We start from the raw sequence: 13026 nt of genomic DNA, 5'->3' as shown, positions 1-13026 counted from the left end.
GCATGCGGTCGCGCCCCGAAGGACGTACCGGCGTGGCCCGTGCACTCCTGAAAGGACGGGGACGTGACGGGGACGTTGGGAAACCCGGACCGGGGCCTGCTCGACTGGCTGGACGAGGCGTCCACCGAGCGTGGCCTGTACTACGCGAACCACGACGACGGCTGGGACTTCTGGTCCTACCGCGACCTGGGCCGGCTGGTGCTGACCACCGCCGCCGCGCTGCGGGCGGGCGGGGTCGGGCGGGGCGAGGTGGTGGCGCTGGTGCAGCGCTCGAGCCCGGGCTTCGTCGCCGGGTTCTTCGGCGCCCTGGCCGCCGGCGCGACACCGTGCGCCATCGCCCCGCCGTTCGCCTACCAGCGGGCCGACGAGTACGAGGTGCACGCCGCCCATCTGCTGCGGACCGTGCGCCCCGCGGCCGTCGTCTGCGACGACGAGTCGCTGGAGCGCCTGCGCAAGATCGCCGCCGACCTGGGCATCGACGAACCGGTGGCGTTCGACCAACTCATCGCGGACACCGAGCCGCTGGAGCGGCCACTGCCACCTCCCGAGACCGCGCTGCTCCAGTTCACCTCGGGGTCGAGCGGCTTCTCGCGCGGGGTACGGATCTCAGCGGAGGCGCTGCGCACCAACATCGGCGGGATGGGCACCTGGCTGGGCTGCGCCCCGCACCGCCCCGCGGCCAGCTGGCTGCCGGTCCACCACGACATGGGCCTGGTCGGCTTTCTGCTGAACGTCGTCGTCACCGGTTTCGACGGGTGGATGCTCCAGCCGGACGACTTCATCCGCTCACCGCTGCGCTATCTGCGCTGCCTCAGCGAGCGGCGCATCGTCATGACGGCCATGCCCAACTTCGGCCTGTCGTACATCCTGCGCCGCGTCAGGCCCGCCGATCTGGAGGGTCTGCGCTTCGATGCGCTCCGGGCCGTGATCATCGGCGCGGAGCGGGTCGACCCGCGGGTGCTGCGCGACTTCCACGCGCTGCTGGGCCCGTACGGCCTCGACCGCGGCGCGCTGGTCCCCGCGTACGGAAGCGCGGAGGCCACCCTCGCGGTGACCGGTCTGCCCCCTGGCGAGGGCTGGACGACGGGGCAGCCTGACGAGGGCAGTGGCGACGACTCGTCCCTGGCCGGGACGGCGGTGGTCGGCTGCGGCCGGCCGCTGCCGGGCCGTACGGTGACGATCGTGTCCGAGGACGGGGTACAGCTCCCCGACGGGCGGGTCGGCGAGATCGTGGTCAACGGGGTGTCGATCGCGAGCGGGTACCTCGGCGACACCGGCTCCGCCTCCGGGACCAGCCTCGGCGAGGAGGGGTTGCGCACCGGAGACGCGGGGTTTCTGCGCGACGGGCAGCTGTTCGTGATCGGCCGGCTGGGCGACGGGCTCAAGGTCAGCGGGAAGATGGTGTTCGCGGAGAGCCTGGAGACCCTGCTGCATCAGCGCGGTGTCCCCGAGCGCCGCGTCGCCGTCCTCCTCGGGGTCCGCGATGCCACGCCCACCGGGGTGGTCGTGTTCGCGGGGGTGCGGCCGGAGTGGCGGCGGATCGCCCATGAGGTGTTGTCCGAATGGCTCGGCGACGCCCAGTTGCTGTCCGTCGAGGTGCCCCAGGGCGGGATCGCGGTCACCTCCAGCGGAAAGCCCCGGCGCCGCGTCATCTGGCAGGCGGTGTGCTCCGGCACGTACGAGGCGGCCACCCGGCCGCTCGCCGCGGACTGACCCGGCGCTCCCGGCGCTCCCGGCGCTCCCGGCGCTCCCGGCGCGGACATACGGGTGCCCGGCGCGCGGTGCGCGCCGGGCAGTGGCCGGGGTCGGGGCCGTGATCAGCGGCCGGGGGCGGGGGCCGCAGGCAGTAGCCGGGGCCCGGTCAGCGGTCAGCGGCTCGTCATCGCCTCCGGGCGTACCAGGTTCTCCGCGAGCAGCAGCCCCTTCACCCGCTCCGACAACAGGCCCAGCTGCCGCAGCACATGGATCACCTGCTGGAACAGCAGCTGCCGGTAGGTGGCCATCATCGGGTTGGTGCGGGCGAAGTGCAGCCCCTTGGCCACATCGAGCTCCATCCGCTCCCACACCTCGCGGAGCATGAAACGGCGGGACATCAGCCGGATGGACTCCAGCAGGAAGTCCTCGCGCTCGCGCATTTCGGCCGAGGTGGCCTGCTCGTACATGCCGGTGAGGGAGGTGACGCCGAACGCGATGTGGCGGGCCTCGTCACTCGCCACCATCTTGGTGATCTGCCGGATCAGCGGATCGCCGAAGCCACTGCTGGCGAGCCGCAGCCCGGTGATCGCCAGGCCCTCCATGACGACCTGCATACCGAGGTAGACGATGTCCCACCGGGACTCCGAGAGCACATCGTGGAGCAGTGTCCCGAGCCCGGGGTTGACCGGGTAGACGGTGCCCAGCTTCTCGTCCATGTAGCGCGCGAATGCCTCGACATGCCGCGCCTCGTCGGCGACCTGGGAGGCGGCGTAGGTCTTGGCGTCCATGTCGGGCACGGTCTCCACCAGCCGGGCCGTGGTCACCAGCGCGCCCTGCTCGCCGTGCAGGAACTGGCTGCACATCCAGGCCTGGTACTCCCAGCGGAACTGGGTGAGCAGTTCGCGTGGCACCGGGCTGCCCTCGCCGACCACGAAGCCGGCGAGCCGCGCCCCGTTCTCCTCCGTCAGCTCGGCCCCGAACCGGACGTCGTGGTCCCAGTCGATATCGGTGGCGGCGTTCCACTGCCCGGCCTTGTTCTTCTCGTACAGGCGCCACACTCGGCTGTCGCGCTTGCCGTAGTCCCAGTTCAGGCACGACTGGGTGAGGGATTCGACCTTCATCAGGTCCGCCGTCACGGCGTCCAGGACGAAGAAGGGCGAGTCGGCTGCCTCGTCAGGAGGAGCGGTCATGGCAGTGCGATCCCCTCGGGCACAAGGGCGGACGGTCGCCACGATCCTCACCGGGCCCGACCACCACCGGCCAGGCAGGCCCGGGGGCAACTTCGCGGCAGACCGGTTGCCGGTCCCCGTGCCTGGTCCGGGCGCCGCCACCGGGCCACGATGGCCCAAGCGACCCCGAGCCGCGAGGGCCACCGCCCCGAGGAGTGCCGGGCGACGAAAGGAGCGGGATGCGAACCCATGCCGCCGTGCCACCCTCCCACTCCGCCAGCACACCGCGTGGCGTGGACACTCCGTGGATCGTCGGCCGGGTGACCGCGCCCAGCCCCCGGCTGCGGCTGTTCTGTCTGCCCCAGGCAGGTGGCAGCGCCGGATCGTTCGCCCCCTGGCGGCTCACGCCGCCCCACGGCATCGAGTTGGCGACGGTGGAGCTCCCCGGCCGTGGTGTGCGGGCCGGGGAGCCCGTACCGGACACCCTGGAGGAACTGGCCGACGCGGTGCTCGACGGCATCGCGGGCGAGTTCGACCTGCCGTACGCGCTCTTCGGCCACAGCTTCGGCGCGCTCCTGGGCTACGAGATCGCCGCCCGCGTCGGCCGGCGTGGCCTGTCCGCGCCCCGCGCGCTGCTGGTCTCCGCGTCCCGGGCGCCGCACACCCCGGTGCCGAAGCGGATCTCGGACCGGGACGACCGACAACTCCTCGCCTGGCTGGAGGGGTTCGGCGGCTTCCCGCCCGACCTCCGGGAGTATCCGTCGTATCTGCGGTACGCGCTGCGCACGGTACGGCGCGACCTCGCGCTCACCGAGGCGTACCGCAGCCCCGGGCCGGTGCCGGTGGGCTGCCCGCTGCATGTTTTCGGCGGCGCCCAGGACCCGCTGGTGGGCAGGGCCGAACTGGAGCGGTGGCGGTCGTGTGCCTCGGCCGGGTTCACCCTCCAACTGCTGCCCGGCGGGCACGACTACCTCTTCACCGGTGCTCCGGCCGTACTCGACGCCGTCACGGCGGTGCTCGGCTGACCGGTGGTGTTCTCACCGATACCGGGGCACCGACACCGTGCCCCTTCCCCAGGGAGTTGTGACGCGTGGACGAGCTGACCGGCATCACCGTGTTGGAGGCGGACGGCGAGCGGCTGGGGCCGTTTGTGCACCGGCAGGTCACGGCGATCGACGAAGCCGTCGCCGGGGCCGGGGCCGTGCTGATCCGCGGGGCCGGCGCCGAGGGCGTCGAGGATTTCCAACAGGCCCTGGACGGGCTCGGGTTCAAGCCACTGGAGTACACCGAGCGCTCCACGCCGCGCAGCGAGGTGGGCGGCGGTGTCTTCACCTCCACCGAGTACCCGGCGCGCGAGGTGATCCCGCAGCACTGCGAGTCGTCGTACGCCGGTGCCTGGCCGGGCCGGCTGGCCTTCTTCTGCGCCACCCCGGCGGCCACCGGCGGCGCCACCCCGATCACGGATGTGGCGCGGGTGCTGGAGGACATCCCGGACGAGGTGGTGCGGGCCGTCGAGGCGCGAGGGCTGCGCTATGTGCGCAACTACGGCAGCGGGGTCGGCCTCGACTGGCGCGAGGCGTTCCAGACCGACAGCCGCGCCGAGGTGGCCCGGTTCTGCGCGGCGGGCGGCCTGGAGTGGGAGTGGCTGGAGGACGACCGGCTGCGTACGGTGCGCCGGGCGCCCGCGACCGTGGCGCACCCCCGCACCGGGCGCCAGGTGTGGTTCAACCACCTGGTGCTGTTCCACCAGTCCTCGCTGCCGCAGGGGTTGCGGGGGGACCTGGTGGCGCTGTTCGGCGAGGGCGGGCTGCCCAACGACGTGTTGTTCGGCGACGGGACCCCGATCCCGGACGAGACGGTCGCCGCGGTCCGTACGGCCTTCGAGCGCCGTGCGCAGCGCTTCGACTGGCACCGCCACGACCTGCTGGTGATCGACAACATGCGCTGGTCGCACGGCCGGGAGGCGTTCACCGGGGAGCGCCGGGTGCTGGTGTCCATGTCCGACCTGATCAGCAGGGCCGATCTGGCACAGCCTGTCCTGCGCCGCTGAGCTGCGCCGCTGAGCTGTGTGGCTGAGCTGCGCCGCTGAGCTGTGTGGCTGAGCCGTGTGGCTGAGTTGCGCCGCTGAGCCGTGTGGCTGAGTTGCGCACCGGCAACGCCGCCCGCCCGCCGGGCCGTCGGCGGGCAGGGAAGCTGCCGGTCGGCTGCCTGGCCCGCGGATCGGCCGCGCGACATCATCGTCGCGCATGGCCGAAAACCATCAGCTCAGCTTCCCGCCACACCTTCCCATGACACATCTTGACACGCCTGACTTCCGGGGAACCTGACAGTGAACGAAGCGTCCCAGTCGCCGATCGAGTCCGTGCTGCCCCTCACTCCGCTGCAGGAGGGCATGCTCTTCCACGCTCTGTACGACTCCGAGGCTGCGGACGTCTACACCATCCAGGCCCCCCTCGAACTGCTCGGAGACGTCTCGGCGAAGGCGCTGCGCGCGGCCTGCGCCGCCACCCTCGCCCGCCACGCCGTGCTGCGCGCCGGTTTCCGCCAGCGGGGGAACGGGCAGGCGGTGCAGCTGATCCGGCGGACCGTGCGGACACCGTGGACCGAGCTCGACCTCTCCGCGGACCCCGAGTCCGTACGCCGGAAGAAGCTGCTGGCCTTCCTCGAGGAGGAGCGGTCGCGCCGCTTCGACATGACGGCCCCGCCGCTGATGCGGTTCGCGCTCGTCCGGCTGGCCGAGAGCCAGTACGTGTTCGTTCTCACGTACCATCACATCCTGCTCGACGGCTGGTCACTGCCGCTGGTGCTGGAGGATCTGTTCACCTTCTACCACCGGAAAACACAGGCGGCGGAGGGGGACGACGGCGCTGGCGAGGCGGGGCTTCGGCCGGTCACGCCGTTCTCCGACTTCCTGCGGTGGCTCTCCCGGCAGGACCGCCCGGCTGCCGAGGAGGCGTGGCGGTCGGCCCTCCAGGGGCTGTCCGAGCCGACGCTCGTCGCCGCCGGCGCGCCCGTGGCGGGCGACGGGGAGATGCCCGGCCTGACCCTCGTCACGCTTCCCGAGGACGCCACCGAGGCGCTGACAGCCACCGCTCGGAAACATGGGCTGACCCTCAACACGGTGGTGCAGGGCGTCTGGTCACTGCTGCTGTCCCTGCTGACCGGGCGGGACGACGTGGTGTTCGGCCAGACCGTGCACGGCCGCCCGCCGCAGCTGCCCGGCGCCGACTCGGTGGTGGGCCTGCTGATGAACGCGCTACCGGTCCGGGTACGGATCGACCCGGCGGAGCCGATGGCCGACCTGTTCGCCCGGGTCCAGGACGAGCAGTTCGCGCTGGCTCCGCATCAGCACCTCGGGCTGACCGAGGTACGGCGGCTGTCCGGCCTTGACACGCTGTACGACACCTCGACCGGCTTCGGCGACGCGCCCTTCGACTGGGCGTCCGTACGGGACACCGTGCCGGGCCTGCGAATCGCCCCACTCACCGAAGACTCCGCCGACGCCCCGGACGGGACGGACGCTCAGGCCGGTGGTCAGCAGGAGATCACCGGCGCCACCCACTACCCGCTGAGCGTGGTCGCCATCCCCGGCCCCCGGCTGAGCCTGCACATCAGCTACCGCCGGTGTCTGTTCGACGACGCCCGCCTGGAGCTGATCCGTACCCGGCTGCGGCTGCTGCTGGACGCCTTCGTCCACTCCCCCGCCACCCCCGTCGCACACCTCCCCCTCCTGACCGACCGGGAGCGCGAGCAGGTGCTGGGCGCGTGGGCCCACCGCTCGGAGGCGCCGTCGCCCGAGGCGTACGGAGACGATCGGGCGACGCTCCCCCAGCGCTTCGAGGCCCAGGCGAGCCGCACCCCCGACGCCCCGGCCGTGGCCGACCCGGTGAACACCCTCAGCTACCGCCAGCTCGACGAGGCCGCCAACCGGCTGGCCCGGCTCCTGCTGCGGCGCGGGGTACGGCCGGGAGACCTCGTCGCCGTGGCGCTGCCGCGCGGTGTCGATCTGATCGTGGCGCTGCTGGGGGCCCTGAAGGCGGGGGCCGGATATCTACCGGTCGACCCCGGGTATCCGCCGGAGCGCGTGTCGTTCATGCTCGCCGACGCCGCCCCGTCCGCCGTCGTCTGCGCGGACACCGGCCATCCGGCGCCAGGCCCTGTCCGGGCGGTCCCGCTCGGCGACCCCGCCGTGCGCGCTGAGCTGGCGGAGCTGCCGGGACACGGGGTGGACGACGCCGAACGCGGTGCGCCGATCCGCCCCGCCGACTGCGCGTACGTCATCTACACCTCGGGGTCGACCGGCCGCCCCAAGGGGGTGGCGGTGGAACACCGTACGGTCGACAACTACCTGGCCTTCGCCCGCGCCGCCTACCCGGGCCTGGCCACACAGGCGCTGGTGCACTCGCCGCCGTCCTTCGACCTCACCGTCACCGGTATCTTCGGCCCGCTGACCTCGGGCGGCCTGGTGCGCGTGGTCGATCTGGACGACTTCGACGCCCCGCCCGGGGCCGAGGGCGACGGGCCCGCGTTCGTCAAGGCCACGCCCAGCCATCTGCCGGTGCTGGTCGCCTCCGACGCGTGGTACTCGCCGAGCAGCGAACTCATCATCGGCGGCGAGCAGTTGACGGGGGAGGCGCTGGCCGCGTGGCGGGCCCGCCACCCACAGGTGACGGTCGTGAACGAGTACGGCCCCACCGAGGCGACCGTGGGCTGTGTGGAACACCGCCTGGAGCCCGGGGACCCGCTGCCGCACGGTGCGGTGCCGATCGGCCGTCCCGTCCCCGGCGCCCGGATCTATGTCCTGGACCCGTGGCTGCGCCCGGTCCCGGCGGGTGTCCCCGGCGAGCTGTACATCGGTGGCGAGGTGCTGGCCCGCGGCTATGTCGGGCGGCCGGGGCTCACCGCGGGCCGCTTCGTCGCCGACCCCTTCGGCGCGCCCGGCGGCCGGATGTACCGGACCGGAGACATCGCCTGGTGGCGGCCCGACGGCACCGTGGTCTACGGCGGCCGGGCCGACGACCAGGTCAAGGTCCGTGGCTACCGGATCGAACTGGGCGAGATCGAGGCCGTGGTCGGCAGCGACCCCGCCGTCGCCCACGTGGCCGCGGCTGTGCGGGAGGACCGCCCCGGTGCGCCGCGCCTGGTGGCGTACGTCGTGGCGGCGCCCGGACGCGACACCGAACTGGCCACACTGGCCGAACGGATCGCGGCCAAGCTGCCCGCGTACATGCTCCCCTCGGCCTTCGTCACCCTGCCCGCGCTGCCGCTGAGCCCCAACGGCAAGGTCGACCGCGCGGCGCTGCCCGAGCCGGACCCGGCGGAGCCGACAACACCGCCACGACAGGAGGCCGGGGAGACCGGGCAGACCGGGCAGACCGGGCAGACCGGGCAGACCGGGCAGACCGGGGGGACCCGACCGGATCCGGAGGCTGAGGCGAGGGCAGGGGCTGAGCAAGACGCCGTGGCCACGCTCACCGGGCTCTTCGCGCAGGTCCTCGGCGCGGACAAGGTCAGGGCCTCGGATGACTTCTTCTCCCTCGGCGGCGATTCCATCACCGTGATCCAACTGGTGGCGCGGGCGCGCGAGGCGGGGCTGCGGTTCACCCCCAAGCAGGTCTTCACCCATCGCACGGCCGACGCCCTGGCCTCGTTCCTGCGGCAGGAGGCGCGGCCGGCCCCGGCCCCGGCCGCCGGCTCCCCCTCCCCCGACGAGGTGTCCGCCACCGTCCCCGCCACGCCGATCACTCGGTGGCTGCTGGAACACGGCGGCGCGATCGACGCCTTCCACCAGTCGACGCTGCTGCGCGTGGCGCCCGGGCTCGGCACGGACCGGCTGGCCACCGCCGTACGAGCCGTGGCAGAGCGGCACCAGGCGCTGCGCGCCCGCCTGCGCGACGACGGCTCCCTCGCGCCGGCCCCGGTGGACGCACGCGGGCTGCGCGCGGCGGTCCGGCGAGTCGATGTCTCCGGGCTGGCCGCGGGCGACCTCCGCCGCCGGATCTCGGACTGCGCCGGTGAGGACGCCGACGCCCTCGCCCCGCGCGACGGCGTGATGCTGCGGGCCACCTGGTTCGACGGCGGCGCGAGCCGACCGGGGCGGCTGCTCGTCACCGTCCATCACCTGGCCGTCGACGCGGTCTCGTGGCACATCCTGCTGACCGATCTGTACACCGCCTGGCGGAGCCGTACGGCGGCCGATGCCGCCTCGGTGGCGGACCCGGTGCCCGTGCCGCTGCGGGAGTGGAGTCACCGGCTGTACGCCGCGGCGAAGGCAGACACCGTGCTGGACGAACTCCCCCTGTGGCGCAGGATCCTGCGCACGGGCGGGATCGTGCTCGCCGACGCCCGGCTCTCGCCGTCCCGGGACATCCACGCCACGGCCGGGGAACTCACCCTCACCCTCCCCGAGGACCTGACCGCACCGCTGCTCACCACCGTGCCCGCCGCCCTGTTCAGCGACACCATGGAGGTGCTGCTCACCGGCCTGGCGCTCGCCGTCGCCGCCTGGCGGCGCCCCGGTGCCGACGCCCGCACCGGGGTTCTGGTGGATGTGGAGGGGCACGGCCGTGAACCCATCGGCGAGGACATCGATCTGTCGGGCACCGTCGGCTGGCTCACCTCCCTCTATCCGGTGCGGCTCGACGCCGGGTTCGGCGACTGGGACCCGGACGGCGATCCGGTGTCCGCACGCCTCGGCGAGGCCGTACGCCGGGTCACGGACCAGGTCCGGGAGATCCCCCGGCGGGGCATCGGCTTCGGCCTGCTGCGCCATCTGAACCGGGAAACGGCCGAAGAGCTGGCTGCCTACCCGGCCCCGCAGCTCGGGTTCAACTACCTGGGCCGACAGGACGGTTCCGCCGACGGGGACTGGAGTGTGGCGCCCGAGTCGGACGCGTTGCCGAGCGGAGCCGATCCGCGGATGCCGATGGCGCATGTCGTCGAGGTGAACGCGGCGGTCGAGGACGGCCCGGCGGGGCCACGGCTGGCCGCCCACTGGCTGTGGGCCCCTCGTCTGCTGACCGAGGGCGACGTCGGTGAGCTGGCCCGCCTCTGGTTCGCCGCGCTGCGCGCCCTGGTGGCGTACGGAACGAGCGCGGAGGCCCCCAAGCCCGCGCCCGCACTCCCTATGGACGCCGGGCCCGTGCTCCCGGTGGACGCCGGGGACGAGGCGGAGCTGTCCCGGCTCGGCGCCCGGATCGGCATGCCGGTCGCCGAGTTGCTGCCGCTCACCCCGACGCAGGAGGGGCTGCTCTTCCACGCCCGGTACGACAGTGGGGACCTGGACGTCTACAACGTGCAGATCATCTTGGAGGTGGGGGGCAGGCTCGACGCCGAGCGGTTCCGGGGCGCGTGTGACGCGCTGCTGCGCCGCCACCCGATGCTGCGCGCGGCCTTTCTCCAGCGGCGGTCGGGGGAACCGGTGCAGGCCATCCCGGAACAGGTCCGGATGCCCTGGTACACCCACGACCTGACCGGCCTCGACGCGCGGGAGCGGGACGCGCGACTGGAGGCGCTGCTGGAAGCCGACCGGCGGCAACGCTTCGATGTGGCCCGGCCCCCGTTGGCCCGCTGCACCCTGATCACGCTCGCCGAGGACCGGCAGACGCTGGCCTTGAGCATGCACCATCTGCTGGTGGACGGCTGGACCACCTCGCTGCTGCTGCGCGATCTGCTCGCGCTCTTCGACCATGGCGAGGACACCGGTCTGCCGACCCCCGGACACTACCCCGACTATCTGCGGTGGCTGGCCGCGCAGGACCGCGAGGAGGCGCACGCCGCCTGGAGCGGTGCGTTGGCGGGCCTGGCAGACCCCACCCTGGTCTGCCCGGACCAGGACACCGCGCGGATCCGCGTCCTGCCGGAGCGCATCGCCGTCGAGTTGTCCGAACCGGACACCGCCGCGCTGCTCGACGCGTCGCGCCGAGCCGGTGTCACGCTCAACACGCTGCTGCGCGCCGCGTGGGCGCTGTGTCTGCACCGGCGGACCGGACACCGGGACATCGTCTTCGGAGCCACGGTGTCGGGGAGAGTGGCCGAGCTCCCGAAGGTCGAGGAGATGGTGGGGCTGTTCGTCAACACCGTGCCGGTAAGGGTGCGCCTGGACGCGGCCGAGCCGGTGGCCGAGCTGCTGGCACGGCTGCAGGACGAGCACGCCGAACTCCTCCCGTACCACCACCTCGCCCTGGCGGACATCCAGCGGGCGGCGGGCCTCGGCACCCTGTTCGACACCTGCGTCGTCTTCGAGAACTTCCCGACCGCCGAGGCCCTGCCCAGCCCGGAGGACGGTCTGCGGCTGACGGATGTGGCCGGGCACGACGCCTACCACTACCCCCTCAAGCTGATGGTCGCGCCCGGCCGGCGGCTGCTCCTCGAGGTCAGCTACCGCCCCGACCTGTTCGACGCCGAGGACGGCCGACAGGTGGTGGCGCGGCTGCGGGAACTCCTGACCGACCTGCCGGCGGCCCTGACGGCCCCGACCGGACACCTACTCACCGATGTCACTGATGTCACTGATGTCACCACACCGGCCGTCGAACCCGCGGTGCGGCGGCTGTGCGAGCTGATCGCCGAGGTGCTGGGACGCAGGTCCGTCGGGGCGGACGACGATGTGTTCGCCCTCGGCTGCGACTCGCTGACCGCGCTGCGCCTGGCGGGCCGGATCGAAGCGGAGCTGGGTCGGACCGTCGATGTCGCGACCGTGTTCCGCTGCCGCACCGCGCGGTCCCTCGGCGACGCACTCTGACCACGTCTTACGGAACAGGCAGGTGGACCCGCATATGCGATATTCGGCGGTCGTCAATTCATGGAACGAATGGGACCCGCTCCAGGAGATCGTGGTCGGCTCCGCCGACAACGCCTGCTTCGAGCCGACGGAGCCGGGCAGCCGCCCCGCGATACGCGACGCCCCCGGCACACCGTTCCCCACCGGGCCGAAATCCCAGGAAGCCATCGAGCGGGCCAACGAGGAACTGGCCGGTCTGACGGCCCTGTTGGAGTCCCAGGGCATCACCGTGCGCCGCCCGGAGCAGCATGACTTCTCGGCCCCCGTCCGCACCCCCGGCTTCGAGGTCGAGAACCAGTACTGCGCGGTCTGCCCGCGCGATGTGATGATCACGATGGGCAACGAGATCATCGAGGCCACCATGTCGCGCCGGGCCCGGTACTTCGAGTACGAGCCCTATCGCAAGCTGGTGTACGAGTACTGGAACGCCGATCCGCGCGTCGAGTGGACGACCGCGCCCAAGCCGTCGATGCGCGACGGGATGTACCGCGAGGAGTTCTGGGAGTGGCCGCTGGAGCAGCGGCATGCCCGGATGCATTCCTTCGAGTTCTGCGTGGGCCAGGACGAGGTGGTCTTCGACGCCGCCGATATGAGCCGACTGGGGCGCGACATCCTGGTCCAGGAGTCCATGACCACCAATCGGGCGGGCATCCGCTGGCTGAGGCGGCATCTGGAGCCGCGCGGCTTCCGGGTCCACACGGTCCACTTCCCGTTGGACTTCTTCCCCTCGCACATCGACTGCACCTTTGTGCCGCTGCGCCCGGGCCTGGTCCTCACCAACCCCGAGCGGCCGCTGCGCGAAGGCGAGGAGAAGATGTTCCTCGCGAACGACTGGGAGTTGGTCGACGCCCCGCAACCCGTCCTGGGCAATGACGAGATGCCCAAGTACTGCCAGTCCTCCAAGTGGCTTTCGATGAACGTGCTCAGCATGTCGCCGACCAAGGTGATCTGTGAGGAGCGGGAGAAGCCGCTCCAGGACCTGCTCGCCAAGCTCGACTTCGAGGTGTTCACCGTGCCGTTCCGCCACGTTTTCGAGTACGGGGGCTCGCTGCACTGCGCCACCTGGGATGTGCGCCGCGAGGGCACCTGCGAGGACTACTTCCCCGCCCTCCGCTACGAGCCCCTGGTCTGACCCACGGCTGGAACACGACCTGGAACACGAGGCACGAAAAACCGGGTGCCCCGCCCGCGCCGGGTTCCCTACACTCGCCACGAACCGCGCGCCACCACCGCATGAGGGCGCGCACCGTGACGTATGAGGGGAGTCGGCCGTGTGTGACCACACCGCTGGTACCCCTGTTGTCGTTTTCCCGTCACAGTACGAGGTGATCCTGGTGTCTTCGGGCGCCCGGTGCCGGCTGCGCGGCCGGCTCCGGATGC

6 protein-coding genes are annotated in these 13026 nt (G+C 72.4%); 5 read left to right on the top strand and 1 reads right to left on the bottom strand.

Features of this window, described 5'->3' with window-relative positions:
- Positions 1–63 precede the first annotated feature (63 nt).
- Positions 64–1713, top strand: coding sequence for an AMP-binding protein (locus tag ACH4U7_RS41615; RefSeq protein ID WP_398532988.1), 1650 nt, complete (start codon positions 64–66; stop codon positions 1711–1713).
- 155 nt (positions 1714–1868) lie between these two features.
- Here the strand turns inward: ACH4U7_RS41615 and ACH4U7_RS41610 are convergent, their stop codons facing one another.
- Positions 1869–2885, bottom strand: coding sequence for a ferritin-like domain-containing protein (locus ACH4U7_RS41610; protein ID WP_398532987.1), 1017 nt, complete (start codon positions 2883–2885; stop codon positions 1869–1871).
- 218 nt (positions 2886–3103) lie between these two features.
- Here ACH4U7_RS41610 and ACH4U7_RS41605 point away from each other — a divergent pair, with 218 nt between their 5' ends.
- The 4 genes from ACH4U7_RS41605 to ACH4U7_RS41590 all read left to right on the top strand — a co-directional run bounded on the left by ACH4U7_RS41605 (position 3104) and on the right by ACH4U7_RS41590 (position 12778).
- Positions 3104–3889, top strand: coding sequence for a thioesterase II family protein (locus ACH4U7_RS41605; RefSeq protein WP_398532986.1), 786 nt, complete (start codon positions 3104–3106; stop codon positions 3887–3889).
- A 65-nt stretch (positions 3890–3954) separates the two neighbouring features.
- Positions 3955–4914 carry a TauD/TfdA family dioxygenase gene (locus ACH4U7_RS41600; protein WP_398532985.1) on the top strand — a complete coding sequence of 320 codons (960 nt, stop codon included), beginning with the start codon at positions 3955–3957 and terminating at the stop codon, positions 4912–4914.
- Positions 4915–5193: 279 nt separating this feature from the next.
- Positions 5194–11607, top strand: coding sequence for an amino acid adenylation domain-containing protein (locus tag ACH4U7_RS41595; RefSeq protein WP_398532984.1), 6414 nt, complete (start codon positions 5194–5196; stop codon positions 11605–11607).
- A gap of 34 nt (positions 11608–11641) precedes the next feature.
- A complete protein-coding gene (locus tag ACH4U7_RS41590) occupies positions 11642–12778 on the top strand; it encodes a glycine amidinotransferase (RefSeq protein WP_398532983.1) in 1137 nt (378 codons plus the stop codon).
- Positions 12779–13026: the final 248 nt, after the last annotated feature.

This window comes from Streptomyces sp. NPDC020845 (assembly GCF_044334165.1).
Lineage (GTDB): Bacteria > Actinomycetota > Actinomycetes > Streptomycetales > Streptomycetaceae > Streptomyces.
This window is presented reverse-complemented; position numbering and strand designations above follow the sequence as displayed.